This is a genomic window from Paraburkholderia madseniana (assembly GCF_009690905.1).
Lineage (GTDB): Bacteria > Pseudomonadota > Gammaproteobacteria > Burkholderiales > Burkholderiaceae > Paraburkholderia > Paraburkholderia madseniana.
This window is the reverse complement of the sequence record NZ_VOSW01000070.1, coordinates 1-17,057: the sequence shown is the minus strand read 5'-3', so window position 1 is coordinate 17,057 and position 17,057 is coordinate 1. Positions and strand designations below refer to the sequence as shown.

The window sequence follows — 17,057 nt, the reverse complement described above, 5'->3', positions numbered from 1 at the left end:
TATGAGCCAGAATGAATCAACTTCCGTGCAACCGCCGCTCGTCACCTGCAAGGGCGTCGGCAAGACATGGCAGACAGACGGAGCACCGTTCGTTGCCTTGCGTGACATCGATCTGAATATTGCGCGCCGCGAGTTCGTCGTGTTCCTGGGCCCAAGCGGGTGCGGCAAAAGTACACTGCTCTATCTAATCTCAGGACTGGAACAGGTATCCAGCGGCCGCATCGTGTGCGGTGGCGCGGAGGTGCGCGAACCGGGCACGGACCGCGGACTCGTCTTCCAGGACGCCTCACTCTTTCCGTGGCTAAGCGTGGGAGAAAACATCACCTTCGGCCTGAAAATGCAGCACATGCCCAAGGAAAACCGGCGGCGTGTCGCAGAGGAAATTCTCGAGCGCGTCGGCTTGTCCGAAGCCATCGACAAACGGCCCGACCAGCTCTCGGGCGGCATGCGCCAGCGAGTAGCAGTGGGGCGTGCACTCGCGCTGAAACCCGAGATACTGCTACTCGACGAGCCGTTCGCCGCGCTGGACGTGCAAACGCGTGCGAAGATGCAGGATTTCCTGACCCAGGTCTGGCAGCAAAGCAACGTGTCGATGGTGTTCGTCACTCACCACATCGACGAAGCCATTGCGCTCGCCGACCGTATCGTCGTGTTTACGGCACGCCCCGGGCGCATCAAGACCATCATTCCGGTCGATCTGCCTCGTCCGCGGGACACGCGCAGCCGCGCGTTCCACGATCTCAGCGTCCACCTGACCGACCTGATGCGCGATGAAGTCGATCGCGCCTTCGCCGAGCAGGAGCGGGTCCGATGAATTTGTCGGTAGCCCTCAGCACACTTCGCGTCGCTGCACTGCAATTGCCTCCCTGCACGACCGACCTCGCCAACAACGAGGCCGCAGCATTTGCCGCCGTGCGCGCCGCCGCCGCTGAAGGCGCCCAGTTGATCGTCTTGCCCGAACTCTCCATGGTGCCGTACTTCGCAAGCGCGCCGGGCGGGCAATATCGTGACTGGGCGGAGCCCGCCGACGGTCCCCTCGCCGCACGCTGCTCCACGCTGGCCAAGGAGTGTGGCGTCACCCTGTTCGTACCGTTCTACGAAGTCGATCCCGCGACTGGCCGGTACCACAACGCCGTGCTCGGCTTCGACGCCAACGGCAAGCCGCTGCGCGCCGGCCCGGTTGCGCGCAAGCTTCACCTGCCAGTCGGCGACGACCCGCCGCCCGGCTACGACGAGGCCGCGCACTTCACGCCCGGCGACGCACTGCACGTGGTGCAGGTAGGCTCGTGGCGCATCGGCGTTCTGGTCTGCTACGACCGCCGCTTTCCGGAATGCTGGCGCGCGTTGCGTGCGACCGGTGCGGATCTCGTCCTCGTGCCCGTCGCGGGCAGCGGGGGCGACGATATGGATTTCTTCGTCGGCGAACTGCGCACCCACGCGCGGGAGAATGGGCTGGCGGTTGTTTGCGCCAACAAGATCGGAGACGAATTCCTCGATGGCGCGCGCATCGACAACTATGGCGAGTCGTGTGTGATCGCTGCCGACGGCGCGATGCTCGCGCACCGACGCGGCAACGAAGGGCCCGGCATCGTCAGCGCGACGCTCGCGCTTGCAGACATCGCGGCGACCCGCGAAAAGCTGACCTACTTCGACCACCGGCGTGTCGATCTATATGACACGCCATCGTTCTGAACCATTCCTCTATTCAGGTGAAAGCAACCATGTCCGAAACATTGATTGTCGCTGGGTGGATCGTGAAGGGCGTTACCAACCGGCACACCGCCGACATCATCCGCCACGGTGCGCTGTATCAACGCGACGGCGTGATTGTCGAGATCGGCGATGCGCAACAGCTGATCGCAAAGTATCCGAACGTGCCGCGTCTCGGCTCGCCCGATACGGTGTTGCTGCCTGGCTTCGTCAACAGTCACCATCACGTCGGCCTGACGCCGCTGCAACATGGCTCTCCGGACCACGCGCTGGAACTGTGGTTTGCAAGCCGGATGGGTGCACGCGAGATCGATCTTTACCTCGATACCCTGTACTCCGCCTTCGAAATGATCGCGTCCGGCATTACGACTGTGCAGCACATCCACGGTTGGCGACCGGGTCCGTTGTCGTCGATACATGAAGCCGCTTCAGGCGTTCTCAAAGCGTATCAGGACATCGGCATGCGCGCGTCGTACAGCTTCGCCGTGCGCGAGCAGAATCTGCTCGTCTACGAAGCCGACGAAGACTTCGTTAAACGTCTGCCGGCGGACATCGGAGCGAAGCTCGCTGCGCATCTGAAAGCGCAGCAGGTCCCTCTGGCCGACCATCTGCAGTTGTTCGACATGCTAGTGCAGGACAACGAAGGCCAATCGCTGACTCGGATTCAGCTTGCGCCTGCTAACCTGCACTGGTGTAGCGATGACACACTGCTTGCCATCAAGGAACGCGCCGACAAAGCAGGCGTACCGATGCATATGCATTTGCTCGAAACCGTCTATCAGAAGGAATACGCGCGCCGCCGAACGGGCAAGACGGCCGTCGCGCACCTGAACGATCTCGGTCTGCTCGGTCCGTCGCTAACCCTTGGCCATGGCGTGTGGCTGACGGAAGCAGACATCGAAATGGTCGCCCATACCGGCACCTGCATCTGCCACAACTGCAGTTCGAATCTACGCTTGCGCAGTGGCGTGGCGCCCCTGAACGCGTTTTCGAAATACGGTGTGACGGTCGGCATGGGACTCGACGAAGCCGGTATCAACGAAGACCGCGACATGTTGCAGGAGATGCGCCTCGCACTGCGCGTACACCGCACGCCGGGAATGGACGATGACGTGCCGACTTGCCCGCAGATATTGAAAATGGCCACTGAGGACGGCGCTCGAACCACCCCATTCGGCGCACAAATCGGGTGTCTGGAAAACGGACGTCTGGCCGATCTGGTGCTGATAAACTGGAAGACCGCCACGTATCCGTATCAGGACGACAACATTCCCATGCTGGATGCACTCATGCAGCGCGCCAAGACGAATGCCGTCGATACCGTGATGATCGAGGGCGAGGTTGTGTATCACGAAGGCCGCTTCACCCGCGTGGATCGCGATGCGATTCTGCGCGAGATCGAGCAGACACTGGCGAAACCGCGCGCCTCGCAGGATCAGGTTAAACGTGAATTGGGTTCAGCGGTGTTTCCTTACGTGAAGGCGTTCTACAGCGAATATTTTGCGCAGACGCCCAAGCGGGAGCCCTTCTATGCTCCCTCGTCACGAACTTGATCGGAAGACACATGCCCCCGAAGTTCTGACTTCAGATCCTATGCGCGACGAGCGGTCGTTCGAGCGATATTTCGCCGCGCCGGAGACCAAAGTGCTGCATCCGCTCCCGCACGCGTCAGGCGACGTCGATCCGGTCACCATTTCCTTCTACGACGAAGAAGGCATCAAGTCCGGCAACCTCGGTGAACGGCCTGCCTGACTGCTGCGCCAGGCTTGAGCAGATCTGATAGCGCAGGTTGCAGAGGCGATCCTGCTGGGCATGACCGAAATCGCCGTTGTAGTGGAGCACTTCGGACCGCTGGATGCGACGTTGATCGATTCGAAACTGGGATAGGCGCCATATTGGTGGTGGGCGGCGTTTGCCTCGCTGCGGCGGTGGAATTCATGCAAAAGCTCGTACGTAGCATGCCTCCGGCAGCTCCGAGCAGATTCTCATTGCCTCCGGGAGGCACAAACTGCGTGTATCCGTTGGAACTTCGCCGCTCAACCTCCTCGTTGGAGATCGGTCCGGTGATAACGCCAGCATCGGTAAGCAAGAGCCTGCCGCCAGGTACCAACAGTCTCGCCATTTCATCGAAGAACATTTCACGGTTACGAAGATGAACCATGACGTCCACTGAGATGACCGCATCGAATGATGAATCGGCGAACGGAGTCGGCAAGTTCAGATTTCTTGGTCCATGGATGATCGGCAACCTGGTCGAAACCCATGTCCTGGCTGTCAACGATCCTGCTTGCGACGTCGAACGTGCGCAACGGGTGCCGCTGCCGATAATGACTCGAGGCAGAAATTGATGAACGCCTCGACTTTCGCAGCTCGATGGCGCCGGGATGGAAAGAGCGCATACAGCGGAAATCTTTCGTCCGACCAGTCCGGGAAGAGGTCCACGAGCAAGCCATCACGCATTGCCTGCTCGACGCCAATCTCCATCACCTGGGCGATGCCAGCGCCGGCTATACACGCGCCGAGCATGGTTTCCACGTCCGACACAAGGAGGCGGCCCTCCGCGGGTATCTCCGTGACCTTCTTACCGCGATGGAACTCCCACTCAAAGGGCTTGGCCGTGACCGGGTTATAAAACATGATTCGCTCATGTTTGCCCACCTCCTGCGGATTTCCTGGCTTCCCGTGCTCAGCCACATACCGTGGAGAGGCGACCGTAATGATGCGCGTCTCGAGTAGCTTGCGCGCAATCAATGTTCCCATCGGCGGGGGCCCAAAGCGCACCGCAAGGTCAAATCCATCTGCCACGAGGTCGCCGACGTCGTCGCGCATGATGAGTTCGAGCGAAAGGTCAGGATGATGTGCCAGAAAATCTGGCAATCGTGACGCCAGCACCGTCCTTGAAAAGAACGGGTCAACGTTAACACGAAGCTTTCCCTGCACAACATTCGCTGAACCCGATGCCGCCGAAGCCGCCTCCTCGATGCCTGTCAGATGCGGACCAACCGCGTCAAATAGACGCCTCCCTTCGTCGGTCAGCGTCTGCGAGCGCGTCGTCCGGTCAAGCAGCCGTACGCCTACCCGCTTCTCGAGACGTGAAATAGCACGGCTAACGCCCGATGGCGACAATCCGAGAGCGTCTGCTGCGCGCACGAAACTGCCGCTCTCCGCGACTGCGGCAAGTACGGTGATGCCAGAAAACAACCGACCATCAAACGTCATGCCCTCTCCAATGCTCGTCTCATTTAGATAGTTTAATCACGAGTGATTTGAGTAGCACATACTTTATTCAACAATCAAAAAATGAGAAATTGTCCTCCTGAACGCTGCGGCGGCCTTCGCTGCAGACCTGAACCGGCTTGGGAATGCATCAATGGAAACTTTGAAGACACAGGGAATTGAACTGCCACGCCTCGGATTTGGCACATACCGTATGCCGGGTGGCGGCTGCCAGCCGGTAGTCGAAAGCGCGCTGGAGCTCGGATATCGACACATCGACACTGCCGAGATGTATCAGAACGAGGAAGCTGTAGGCGCCGCAATTGCCGCGTCGGGTCTCGGACGGAAGCAACTGCATCTGACGACCAAGGTATGGCACGAGAACCTCAAGCCGGAGTCCCTCCGGCGCGCGCTGGACGCCAGCCTCGGAAAGCTCGGTGTCGACTATGTTGACCTGTACATGGTGCATTGGCCGTCGCGTGACATGGACCTCAGCGCCATCATGGAGACAATGCTAGGCTTTCTGCAGAACGGCACAGTCCGCTCAATCGGTGTGTGCAATTTCAACATGACGATGCTGCGAAAAGCTATCGAGGAAATCGGCGCACCCATCGCCTGCCACCAGATTGAATACCACGCGTTTCTAGACCAGTCGAAAATGCTGAGCTACTTGCGTCAGAAAGGCATTCCACTCGTCGCCTATGCCCCGCTTGCACAAGGCAGGGCAGCGAGCGACCCCGTACTTCAGGGAATCGGCGTCAAGCATGGCGTGACCGCTGCCCAGGTTGCTCTTGCGTGGCTTCTGGAACAGGACGGGGTGGCCGTTATTCCTAAGGCTCAACGCCGCGAAAGTCAGAAATCCAATCTCGACGCGCTGGCGGTGAAACTCGACGATGATGACCGGCACGCTATTGCGGTGTTGCCGAAGAACCACCGTTTCGTCACTCCGCCGTTCGCGCCGGAATGGGACGCGTAACCGTTGTCTTCGCACCGCAGGCAGTCCGTCCGCTAGTCATCGCCGCGGCTCTGGTGCGCAATCGAAGTTGATTCATCGACATCCGTTTAACAGAACTTCAGATTCTCGCGTGAACCGCCGTCGATTGCGGCAATCAATTTCAACTCATGCGAAACATTGCCTCGGAAGCAACAACCCTACTACTTCAGAGCGGCGAAACGGAAGGTTGAAATTGAGCAACCCGCCTCCAACTCGGGTTGGGCCCCGACACACGCGTACAAACAACATGAAAACTGGAAGCAAATTCAGGCTGGTCGCAGCAGCACTCCTTCTTGCAAGCGTCGGAACGGCAAACGCCGCCGGTTGCCTTAAGGGCGCTGTCGTCGGTGGTGTGGCCGGTCATTACGCCGGTCATCACGCGGTGGTCGGCGCGGTAGGCGGATGTATTGTCGGTCACCATCTCGCGAAACAGCACGCACAGGAGCAGGCGGCGCAGCGTGCGGCGGCACCGCGAGCAACTGCTCATTCTGCTTTTTAAGGCTGGCTTAATCCAGGTGTCCTGACGCTTGCATTACATCGACGTCATGTTTGGATTTGGATGCCCGGAGTGAGCCACCACTTGTTCCTTGCATCTACGAGACGCGGACGTTCACCGAACACGACAGCGGGCAGGTCACACGTGTCGCAATAGGCCGACGAACTGTCGACAGAAAATTGGTTGTGTGGCTGACTCCGAGGCCGGAAAGCCGTGAATTTATGCGTTTGGCTTTTCGTACCAGACGTAGTGACGAGTGACAACAACGCGATGGTGGCGGTGATTGACGATCACCATCATGCCCCTGCCGCAAGCGCCCAACCGCGAATGTCAGTCTGATTGCGACAGCGGACAGGCCTCATTGCGGCACTGGAGCCGTAATATTGCCACCAGCCCCTGTCCCTGCTTTATCGTCGTCAACTACGCTTGAGCCATGACCGGATAAGTGTCCCGATTCATGACTTTTTTGTCATTTCCCGTCCATCTTGACGCAAGGATGTCTTTCTATAATTATCTGTCTGCCATTTCGAAGAGCACTGCCGAGGCGATGCCAAGAGAGTTGCCAGCATCGGCATTTGATTGACTCTGCCTCAGCGCGATACGCTGTGCAGACGCAATTAGCGTCATGTACTATCTGCATTGAATGCACGACTTGCTGTGCGAGAGGGTTTTCATCATGCGTATCCTGATCGTCGAGGACGAACCGAAGATGGCCTCGTACCTTCGCAAAGGCTTAATGGAGGCAAGCTTCATCGTCGATGTATCTAACGATGGCAACGACGGTTTGTTTCTCGCGCTCCATGAAGACTACGATCTCATCGTACTCGACGTCATGCTCCCGGGCCTCGACGGGTTTGAGGTGCTCAAGCGCTTACGCGCGCAAAAACGCACACCTGTGCTCCTCCTGACCGCGCGCGATGCGGTCGAAGACAAGGTCGCCGGACTTGAATCAGGGGCGGACGACTATCTGGCGAAGCCGTTCGTCTACTCCGAATTTCTTGCGCGAATTCGCGCGGTGCTGCGCAGACCCACGCAATCGGTCGACACCGTGCTGCGTGTCGGCGATATGGAAATCGACCTCGTCAGGCGCCGTGTGCGTCGCGGGAACGTACGCATCGACCTGACTGCGCAGGAATTCACGCTTGTGAAACTGCTCGCCGAGAGGCAGGGCGAAGTGGTCACGCGCACAATCGTCACGTCACAGGTCTGGGACATGAACTTTGACAGCGATACGAACGTTGTTGAAGTGGCTGTCAAACGTCTGCGCACAAAGATCGACAACCCATTCGAGAAGAAACTAATCCATACGGTCCGTGGCATGGGCTATGTGATGGAAGAGCGACCATGACTGCCGTGGATGGAGCGTACTCGCTGCTCAGGCGTCTGAGTCTCGCTTTTACTATCGTCGCCATATTGGTGCTCTCGATGGCCGGCGGCCTCCTCTATCATTCGCTCTCCAGCCAACTCAGGCAACGCGACGACAGCGAGATTTCGGTCAAGCTCGACGAGTTTCTGGCGGCCGCTCGCAGATACGGCTCGGCGGAGGCGATTGGCAGCAATAGCGACCTGTTTCGAGAGGAATTGCTCGCGCATCCCGCAATCTCATTCGCCATACTGGATAGTCAAGGAAGGATATTGGCCGACTCGGGCCGGCGGGACCAGCGCTTGCGGTCGATTGGGTCGGGCAATCCGGCAGAACAACAGCCTTATTCATGCTCTCCCCCGTCCATCGGGCCTTCGCGCTGCGTATTCGGCGACGAAACGCTGCCTTCAGGCGAAGCGATACGCGTGCTGCTCTCACATGAAGCGGCGACGCGCGACTCCGTTCTTCGCGAGTATCAAGGCGATGTATGGCTCGTGCTCCTCGGTGGTTCCGCGCTGATGGGTTTGCTTGGCTACGCCATCGCAAAGCGGGGATTGTCTCCGGTCAAAACCATCGGCCAGCGAATTTCGCGCATCGAAGCCCACAATCTTGGCGAGCGCCTCGATATAGGCGGTGGTCCCGTCGAACTCCATGACATCGCGGGTCCAGTGAACCGGATGCTCGACAGGCTTCAACGTGCATTTGAGCGACTCTCGCAGTTCTCGTCCGATCTGGCGCACGACATGCGCACGCCGCTCGCCAACATGATCAGCGCATCCGAAATCACGCTTTCGCGTCAGCGATCCACCGAGGAATATGAAGCGCTTATCGACTCGAACATCGAAGAATGCCAGCGCCTTCAACGGATGATCGAGACCATGCTGTTCCTCGCGCGAGCGGACCACTCAAAGGAACCGCTTCGGCTGGACGTACTCGATTGCCATGAAGAGTTCGCAAGGCTCGCCTCGTACTTTGAAGGAGTGGCCGAAAACAAGGGCGTCCATTTCGGCATCGACGGCGCAATCCAGGTTCGCGCCGATCCGTCGATGCTTCGACGCGCCGTCAGCAACCTCGTATCGAACGCGCTTGCGCATGCCGACGCCGAATCGGAGATCGCGCTGCGTGCCTACCGGTCTGGCGAGTACGTCGCCGTGGAAGTCACGAATAACGGTCAAACCATCCCGCCGGAGCATATCGGCAAGATCTTCGACCGCTTTTATCGTATCAATTCTGCGCGGCAAGGGTCGGCGAAGAACATGGGGCTGGGCCTCGCCATCGTACGATCGATCATGGAGTTGCATCGTGGCCGAGTCGACGTCGTGAGCCGCGCCGGCTTGACGACCTTCACGCTTTACTTTCCTTCCGTTACCGCGTGACACCCTGAGTCGCCGTTCCGCGCAATCACGCGGCATCCTTTTCTCCCAGAGTTCCGTTAGCTGAACCGCGCAAGATGGCGCGCCCGCGTCCGCCTTCCGTCGGCAAGCCAACGGCGCATTCTGCGCGTGCCTTCCCAAGGTGTCCGAAATGACATCTTCCCGCCACCTCGTAATCAGACGCGCAACACGACAATACGCTCTCCAGCACTGAGGGAAGCCGTCGCCATACCTCAGAGTCCTAAGGTCTGTTCAAACATCGAGAGCTATCGTGAACATTCGCTATCGCAAGCGTCTGCAGCTGTCTGTCGGGGGAGCGGGCATCCTCATTCTTTGCGGTGCCCTGCTTTCCCTTCACTCGCGGACTTCCCCCGCGGCTACCGAGTCAGCGCTGCCAGCTACGGCAGTCGATCAGGCTCCGCCGTTGCCCACTACCGTAGACCTCTCACCCGAGGCGCTCGCGAACGTCAAATTGCAGTTCGCGAAAGCGGAGCTTCGGCCCGGTGTGCATACCATTGCCGCTACCGGCATTGTCGCATTCAACGCGAAGCGGCTCGCGCAGCTAGGCTCTCCTTCAAAGGCAAGGGTCGTTGCTGTCGATGTCGCCGCGGGTGACCATGTGCGTGCGGGGCAACGGCTCGCCACGCTCGACGAGTTCGACCTGAGCGACGTACGTAGTCAGGTCGCAAGCGCGTCCGCCGCGGTGGCGGACGCGCGGGCTGCAGCCGATGCGGCCAATGCAGCACTGCAGCGCGGCACCGAGCTCGTCACCGGAGGCGGTATCGCGCAGAGCGAGCTCGACCGCCGCCGTGCTGCCGTGGTCAATGCACAGGCCATGCTGAAGTCGCGGCAAGCAGACCTGCAGAAGTGGCAGGGCATGCAGCAGCGCCTGATGCCGATCGGTGCGCCGGCGAATCGAAGCAATGGAACGGCCACGCTGGCCCGACTGAGCCCGGGCGATTCGTTAGGTGCGCTCGTCGCGCCGTTCGACGGTGTCATCAGCAACGTGGGCGCGGCCGCCGGCGACATAGTCGACACGTCGTCGCCGATTGCGACGCTGGCCGATCTTTCGACAATGTGGGTCCAAGCCAACGTCCCTGAGCGCGAGGCCGCAGACGTACGCCCCGGTCAAACGGTGCTTGTCCACATTGATGCGTATGGCAATCGACAGTTCACCGGCCGTGTCATCGATGTCGCCGACCAGGTCGACATCAACACCGGCACCGTAGCGGTCCGCTGCGAGTTGCCTAACGGTGATGGCTCACTTCGCGCAAACATGTTCGGCACGGTCGAGATCCAGTCGCCGCTCGGTCGGGACACGACGCTTGTGCCCGACACGGCGCTCCAGGATGTGAATGGACAGACAGCCGTATTCATTCCTTCCGGCAACGGCCGTTTCACGTGGCGCGCCGTTCGCACCGGCTACGCCGCCGACGGCATGACGCAGATTCTCAGTGGCATGTCGGCCGGCACGTCCGTCGTCGCCGACGGCAGCTACTGGCTGAAGGCTGCGCTCATGAAGGGCTCCATTCCAGACGAAGGCTAATCCGCGAGCGTATGCCATGATTACCAAACTTGTCGAGGCAGCACTGCGAAATCGCGCCGCCGTGTTGATTCTCGTTGCCGTCCTGATTGTAGCCGGGCTATACAGCATGCAACGGCTGCCTTTCGATGCGGAGCCGGACATCTCGCCGCAGCAGGTGCTGGTGACGACCCAGGCGCCCGGGCTCGCGCCAGTCGATGTCGAGCGCTCGATCACGGCGCCAGTCGAGCTCGCGCTGCAGGGCTTGCCTAGCATGCAGAGCCTGCGCTCAATTTCGCGTTACGGTCTCTCCGTGATTTACGTGCGATTCGCCGACGATACGAACCTGTACCTCGACCGCAATCTGGTCGGTGAGCGGTTGCAGACGATACAGCTTCCACCCGGCACCAGCGCGCCGCAGATGGGGCCGCTGTCGGATGGCCTGAGCGAGATCTATCAGTTTCAGGTACGTGGCCACGGCCAGTCGCTGATGACGTTGCGCACGCTGCTCGACTGGCAGATCTCACCGAAGCTGCGCCAGGTGGAAGGCGTGGTCGACGTAAATGTAAACGGCGGCCTCCTGAAGACCTACGAAGTGCAGGTCGACGACAATGCGCTCACGCGTTATGGCCTGTCGGTCGGCGACATTTTCAATGCCGTTCAGATGAACAACGGCGCAACAGGCGGCGCGACAATCGAGCACAACGGCGGAGAATCGATCATCCGCGGCGAGGGGTTGCTGCGTAACACGACCGACATCGGCAACATCGTGCTTCGTACCGCTGCGGGCGGTGCGCCGCTTTACGTTCATGACGTGGCGCATATCGACGAAGCGCCAATGCCTCGGCTCGGCGCGGTCACGCGTGACGGCAAAGGCGAAGCCGTCGTCGGCGTCGTGCTGATGGGCATCGGGCAAAACACGCGCGTCGTTGCACAGCGCGTGCAGGACGCAATCAAGGAGATCAACCGGACGCTGCCGCCCGGCGTGGAGGTTGCGCCCTACTACAACCGTGCGGACCTGATGGACCGGGTGCTGCATACGGTCGCTCACAACATGGTCGAGGGTGCCGTGCTCGTCATCGCGGTGCTGCTTTTGCTGCTCGGGAATGCGCGTGCAGGGCTGATCGTCGCAATGGCGATTCCGCTGTCGATGCTCGTCGCCGTCATCGCCATGTACGGTACGGGAATGTCGGGCAATCTGATGAGTCTCGGCGCGATCGATTTCGGCCTGCTTGTCGACGGCGCAGTGGTGATGATCGAAAACGTCGTGCGGCGGCGTTCCGAAGCGCCGAATCAGCCGTTACGCCCGCTCGTGCAGGAGGCAGCAAAAGAAGTCTCCCGGCCTGTGACGTTCGCGGTCCTCATCATCACGGCCGTCTACCTGCCGATACTGAGCCTTCAGGGTATTGAAGGCAAAATGTTCCGGCCGATGGCGATGACCGTTATCTTCGCGCTGCTCGCGTCGCTCGTCCTCACGCTGACGGTCATGCCGGTGCTCGCTAGCCTGTTGCTGCGCGGCAAGGTCGCAGAGCGCGAGAGCCGCATCCTTCACTGGGTGCGCCTGCGCTATGAGCCGATTCTCGCGCGTGCCGCGCAACAGCCTGCGCTAACGATGGGGCTCGCCGTCGCGTTGCTCGCGGTCGCGGCCTTCGCCGCCACGAGGCTGGGCGCTGAATTTTTACCGCGCCTGGACGAAGGGGCGCTGACCGTCACGACGACGAAACTGCCCGGCATATCCGTGCCGTCGGCGGTCCAGGCCCAATCCATGGTCGAACGCACGCTGATGCACTTTCCCGAAGTGCAGTCGGCTGTCACGCTCGGCGGCAGCTCGGAGATTCCGACCGACCCGATGGGCGTGGAGCAAAGCGACACCTTCATCATGCTGAAGCCGCAGTCCGAGTGGAAGACGGCGCAAACCCAGGACGGGCTCGTCGCCGAGTACTCCGCGGCGCTGGATCGCGCTGTTCCGGGCTTGGCGCTCAATTGGGCGCAACCGATCCAGATGCGCATGGACGACATGATCGCGGGCGTTCAGGCCGATGTTGCCGTGCAGATTCATGGCAACGATCTGCAAACGCTGCACGATACGGGCGAGCGGGTGGCGGCCGTGATTTCACGAGTGCCGGGCGCGGCTGATGTACAGGCGCAGCAGACGATAGGCCAGCCTTACGTGCGTGTCATCGTCAGGCGCGACGCGGTTGCGCGGTACGGGCTGAATGCTAGCCAGGTGCTCGATATGGTTCAGTCGCTGGGCGGGCGCACGGTTGGGACGATTGTCGACGGTGAGGGCCAGTTCAGCATCCGGGTTCGCATGCAGTCGCAGGATCGCAACGATGTGACGCGAATCGGTGCGCTACGCATCAGCAATGGCGATGGCCGTGAAGTGCCGTTGTCGGAGGTGGCGGACATCCGCATGGAGCCGGGACCATCGACCATTGAACGCGAAGAGGGCCGGCGCGTCATCCTCGTTCAGGCCAACGTGCGAGGGCGCGACCTCGCCGGCTTCGTCGTCGCCGCACAACGTGCGGTCGAGACGCAGGTCAAGCTTCCGCCCGGCTATACGGTTTCGTGGGGCGGCAGCTTCAAGAACCTGCAGGACGCAATGGCGCGCCTTTACGTCGTGGTGCCCATCTCGCTTGTCACGATCTTTGCGTTGCTCTACCTGATGTTCGGCAGTGCCAGCCTTGCAGCGCTCATCTTCTGCAACGTACCGTTTGCAGCAATCGGCGGCATTTTCGCCCTCTGGATACGCGGGCTGCCGTTCAGTATTTCCGCTGCGGTCGGTTTTATCGCGCTCTTCGGTATTGCCGTGCTCAACGGCGTCGTGCTGGTCAGCAGCATCGTCGAATCGCGCGCTCGCGGCCTGAGTGCCGTCGAGGCTGCGAAACACGCTGCCGCGACCCGGCTGCGGCCTGTCCTCATGACGGCAACCGTAGCGAGCCTCGGCTTCCTGCCGATGGCCTTCTCGATGAGCTCCGGGGCGGAAGTTCAGCGTCCACTTGCGACAGTCGTCATTGGCGGTCTCGTGTCGGCGACCTTATTGACACTGCTGGTTTTGCCAACCGTTTATCCCTGGTTCGATCGCCGCAAAAGCACGGCGCGTCTTGCGCACGTCCCCGAGCGCGAAACGCAATTCGCAGAATGATAGAAGGAGGCTATAACGTGATCGCTCTCAAACGTTCATCCACGCTGTTGATCCCACTACTGCTGGCGGCCTGCGCGGTAGGTCCTGACTTCAGGCAGCCGGCCGCCCCAAGCGGCGCGGGTTACACGCAGGCTCCGCTGCCTTCGAAGACCGCTGCGGCCCCCGGCGCAGTGGGAGAGGCGCAGCAATTCGCTGTTGGCGGCGATATTCCGGGCCAATGGTGGACGCTGTTCCAGTCGCCGGAGCTCAACACGATGATCGACCGCGCGTTCAAGGCGAGCCCAACCATCGCTGCCGCACAGTCCGCGCTTGCCGTGGCCCGTGAGAACATGCTGAGCCAGAGGGGGACGCTCTTTCCGAGCATCGGCGTCGACGCGTCAGGCAGCAGAAATGAAACGGCCACGGCGAGCCTTGCACCCGTCGCCGCGAACAACCAGCGCATTTACTCGCTCTACACGGGCGAGCTGACCGTGTCGTATTCACTCGACGCATTCGGCTTGAATCGCCGCATGATCGAATCAGTATCCGCGCAAGCCGACAATCAGCGTTTCGAACTGGAAGCGGCCTATCTGACGTTGAGCAGCAATCTCGCGCTTGCAGCGTTCAACGTTGCTTCGCTGCGCGGGCAGATCGCTGCGCAGCAGGAGGTGATCAAAGCCCATGTCGAACTCCTCGACATTCTCCGGCGCGAAAGCATGCTCGGTGAAATTGCCGAGGCGGACGTCCTGCAACAGGAAGCAGTGCTTGCGCAGGCGCAGGCCGCGATACCGCCGCTCGAGAAACAACTGGCGCTGCAGCGCGACGCGTTGATCGCGCTCATGGGCGGCTTTCCGAACGAGGATGTCGCGGCCGATTTCGACCTGTCCTCCTTGCACCTACCCGAGGATCTTCCCGTCAGTCTGCCATCGACCCTCGTGGAGCGCCGGCCCGACATTCTTGCCGCGTCTGCGGCATTGCATGCGGCTAGCGCGCAGGTGGGTGTCGCGATCGCCAATCGGTTGCCGCAAATTTCGTTGACAGCCGCCCTGGGAACTTCGCCCAGTGCCATCGCGAACGCATTTACGCCGTACAACCAGTTCTTCACCATTGTCGGGAAGGTCGCCCAGCCGATCTTCCAGGGTGGAGCGCTGCTGCATCGCCAGCGCGCGGCGCAGGCGGCATTCGATCAGGCCAGCGCCCAATACCGCTCAACGGTGATCAACGCATTTCAGAACGTTGCCGATGTATTGCAGAGCGTGCAGGCGGACGCGAAGACGTTGCAGGCGACCGTCAATGCGGAGCAGGCTGCCTCGCGCAGTGTGGCTATCGAACGTGAAAAGCTGCGCTCAGGCGAAGCGTCTTATCTGTCAGTGCTGACCGCGGAGCAGACCTGGCAAATGGCGCGCATTGCGTCGATACAGGCAAGGGCCGCCAGACTGGCGGATACCGCAGCCTTGTTCCAGGCCGTGGGCGGCGGCTGGTGGAATCGGTCCGATTCACTCGTCTCGACGTTCCCGTCAAACCAACCGCGATAAAACAGATCATGAAACGACTTTGTACGATTTTTGCGTTTGCGATCGTGCTAGCCGGTTGCGCGACCCAGTCGCAATCGCGCCATCTCACCTCGAACCGACAGACATCGGATGGCACCGTAGTCGACTACGCTGGCGTGCCCTGCCGCAATCAGAATATGCATGTGAAATCGCCCCTCTGCTTGTATCCGCGGACCCTGCACGCGTCACACGGAGCCCATATGAGGTTTTGATAAATCATCTCCGCTCGAGACGCGCACCGTGTGCGGGATTCTTCAACGACTCGAAGCGCGCCTCGCTGCTATCCGCGAGAATGGCATCGATGGACACAACGTTGTGCACCATGTTGTCGTATTCGATGGCGTTTACCCCTCTGCGGACGACGGCCACAAGATGCTTTTCAACACCCTGCCAGGTCACGTCACACATTACCAAAAGGTCATTTTCGGGCCATGTCGGGTTCATGCGTACGACGCAACAATGGAAAAAACGGAATCGTCGATCTTTTTCGACAGTGGAAACAATCGACGCGGTCCGTCAACTCAGTCCATTGGGGTTCAATTGATGTTATCGCGACTACCTACATTAAACCGTCTGATTGTCATCTCGGCTCTGCTCGCATCGATCGCATCGATCGCAGGGTGCGCAGATTCGCCGAATGGAGCGGCCTACTCCTCCGCTCGCAACGAAACGCCGCGCCGGCCACACGCATATCCCTGCCAAGACATGCATGTGAAAACGGTCAACTGTCCGGTGACCTGAACACACGTGGGGGTTGTCACGTTGTAGGCGGCTTTGTCGCGATAACGATTTCAAGGTGAGCAAAGTCTGATGTGAACAGGACTACCTATGCAGCCAACGAATAGAACTGCTCAGCAGGAATTTGTCGGGCGCCGTTGTCTTTCATCTGCCCCTTGGCGATCATGTGCGCCACCTCGATACCACCAAGCAGAATGCGGGCGCACCGAAAATTCTTGAACCCGAGCATGGGTCGGGTGCGCCGCTTGATCGCGCGGTGGTCCTGTTCGATGACGTTGTTCAGGTACTTCGTCTGGCGGATCTTGATGGGCGTTTCGCGCTCGGCGTTGATGGCTTCCAGCGCAGCCAGATTGGCGCCACTTTTGTCGATCGTCACCGTCTCGGGTTCGCCATTTTGGGCGATCGATTTTTCGAAATACCGGCGCGCCGCGGCCTTATCCCGATGGGCCCGCAACAGAAAATCGATGGTGTTACCGTCCTTGTCGACGGCGCGATACAGGTATTTCCATTGGCCCTTGACCTTAATGTAGGTCTCGTCGACGCGCCAGCTCTTGCCGACAGGGCGTTTGTGACGGCGAAACGCTTTCGCCAGCACCGGCAACAGCTTGAGGGCCCAGCGATGCACGGTTGAATGATCGACCGAGATGCCTCGCTCCTCCATCATTTCTTCCAGGTTTCGCAGGCTTAGCGCATAAGACACGTACCAACGCACGCACGTCAGGATTACATCAAGTGGGTAATGCAGGCGTTTGAGCACTCGAGCCACGGCCGGATTCAGCGTCTTCATCAAGCTTTTAGTCATTAATCTTGTTCCGCACATCATAGCGGACCGCCTTATTGCGACACCCATTAGTCGGCCGAAGTCAAGGTACGAGTTTAGCCATCGCCGGATTGCCGTGACGATGGTCATTTTCATCGTCACGGCAATCCGGCGAAATTCCTTCCGTTATCCTGTCTCGGCTGCCTGC

General features: G+C 60.2%; 15 protein-coding genes. 11 read left to right on the top strand and 4 right to left on the bottom strand.

Features of this window, described 5'->3' with window-relative positions; translation table 11 throughout:
- The first annotated feature begins 1 nt into the window (after position 1).
- From FSO04_RS30575 to FSO04_RS48815, 4 genes are read left to right on the top strand one after another with little or no spacing between them, the layout of a single operon-like run.
- Positions 2–814 carry an ABC transporter ATP-binding protein gene (locus FSO04_RS30575; protein WP_154565344.1) on the top strand — a complete coding sequence of 271 codons (813 nt, stop codon included), beginning with the start codon at positions 2–4 and terminating at the stop codon, positions 812–814.
- Positions 811–1,692, top strand: coding sequence for a carbon-nitrogen hydrolase family protein (locus FSO04_RS30570; RefSeq protein ID WP_154565343.1), 882 nt, complete (start codon positions 811–813; stop codon positions 1,690–1,692). Before FSO04_RS30575 ends, FSO04_RS30570 begins: the two co-directional genes overlap by 4 nt.
- A 29-nt stretch (positions 1,693–1,721) precedes the next feature.
- Positions 1,722–3,263: an amidohydrolase family protein gene (locus tag FSO04_RS30565; protein WP_154565342.1), complete on the top strand. Its 1,542-nt coding sequence runs from the start codon at positions 1,722–1,724 to the stop codon at positions 3,261–3,263.
- Positions 3,241–3,462 carry a hypothetical protein gene (locus FSO04_RS48815; RefSeq protein ID WP_171928552.1) on the top strand — a complete coding sequence of 74 codons (222 nt, stop codon included), beginning with the start codon at positions 3,241–3,243 and terminating at the stop codon, positions 3,460–3,462. Before FSO04_RS30565 ends, FSO04_RS48815 begins: the two co-directional genes overlap by 23 nt.
- On the opposite strand, the gene FSO04_RS48810 is transcribed toward FSO04_RS48815, so the two are convergent.
- Positions 3,428–3,925, bottom strand: coding sequence for a class I SAM-dependent methyltransferase (locus tag FSO04_RS48810; RefSeq protein WP_166618278.1), 498 nt, complete (start codon positions 3,923–3,925; stop codon positions 3,428–3,430). The genes FSO04_RS48815 and FSO04_RS48810 overlap by 35 nt on opposite strands.
- A 59-nt stretch (positions 3,926–3,984) precedes the next feature.
- Positions 3,985–4,929: a LysR family transcriptional regulator gene (locus FSO04_RS30555; protein ID WP_154565341.1), complete on the bottom strand. Its 945-nt coding sequence runs from the start codon at positions 4,927–4,929 to the stop codon at positions 3,985–3,987.
- A 151-nt stretch (positions 4,930–5,080) separates the two neighbouring features.
- Here FSO04_RS30555 and FSO04_RS30550 point away from each other — a divergent pair, with 151 nt between their 5' ends.
- From FSO04_RS30550 to FSO04_RS30525, 7 genes are all read left to right on the top strand, one after another.
- Positions 5,081–5,902, top strand: coding sequence for an aldo/keto reductase (locus FSO04_RS30550; RefSeq protein ID WP_154565340.1), 822 nt, complete (start codon positions 5,081–5,083; stop codon positions 5,900–5,902).
- 265 nt (positions 5,903–6,167) lie between these two features.
- Positions 6,168–6,419 carry a hypothetical protein gene (locus FSO04_RS47735; protein ID WP_166618277.1) on the top strand — a complete coding sequence of 84 codons (252 nt, stop codon included), beginning with the start codon at positions 6,168–6,170 and terminating at the stop codon, positions 6,417–6,419.
- A 673-nt stretch (positions 6,420–7,092) separates the two neighbouring features.
- A complete protein-coding gene (locus FSO04_RS30545) occupies positions 7,093–7,764 on the top strand; it encodes a heavy metal response regulator transcription factor (RefSeq protein WP_154565339.1) in 672 nt (223 codons plus the stop codon).
- Positions 7,761–9,155, top strand: coding sequence for a heavy metal sensor histidine kinase (locus FSO04_RS30540; RefSeq protein WP_154565338.1), 1,395 nt, complete (start codon positions 7,761–7,763; stop codon positions 9,153–9,155). The genes FSO04_RS30545 and FSO04_RS30540 overlap by 4 nt, the downstream gene beginning before the upstream one ends.
- 421 nt (positions 9,156–9,576) lie before the next feature.
- Complete coding sequence (locus FSO04_RS30535; RefSeq protein ID WP_166618276.1) at positions 9,577–10,698, top strand: efflux RND transporter periplasmic adaptor subunit; 1,122 nt, start codon at positions 9,577–9,579, stop codon at positions 10,696–10,698.
- Between the two features lie 16 nt (positions 10,699–10,714).
- A complete protein-coding gene (locus FSO04_RS30530) occupies positions 10,715–13,819 on the top strand; it encodes an efflux RND transporter permease subunit (protein ID WP_154565336.1) in 3,105 nt (1,034 codons plus the stop codon).
- A 17-nt stretch (positions 13,820–13,836) separates the two neighbouring features.
- Complete coding sequence (locus tag FSO04_RS30525; protein WP_168435900.1) at positions 13,837–15,333, top strand: efflux transporter outer membrane subunit; 1,497 nt, start codon at positions 13,837–13,839, stop codon at positions 15,331–15,333.
- Between the two features lie 234 nt (positions 15,334–15,567).
- Here FSO04_RS30525 and FSO04_RS30520 read toward each other — a convergent pair whose 3' ends face one another.
- Both FSO04_RS30520 and FSO04_RS30515 read right to left on the bottom strand, forming a co-directional pair.
- Complete coding sequence (locus FSO04_RS30520) at positions 15,568–15,795, bottom strand: hypothetical protein (protein ID WP_154565334.1); 228 nt, start codon at positions 15,793–15,795, stop codon at positions 15,568–15,570.
- Positions 15,796–16,177: 382 nt separating this feature from the next.
- Positions 16,178–16,876 carry an IS6 family transposase gene (locus FSO04_RS30515; protein WP_154565363.1) on the bottom strand — a complete coding sequence of 233 codons (699 nt, stop codon included), beginning with the start codon at positions 16,874–16,876 and terminating at the stop codon, positions 16,178–16,180.
- Positions 16,877–17,057 lie beyond the last annotated feature (181 nt).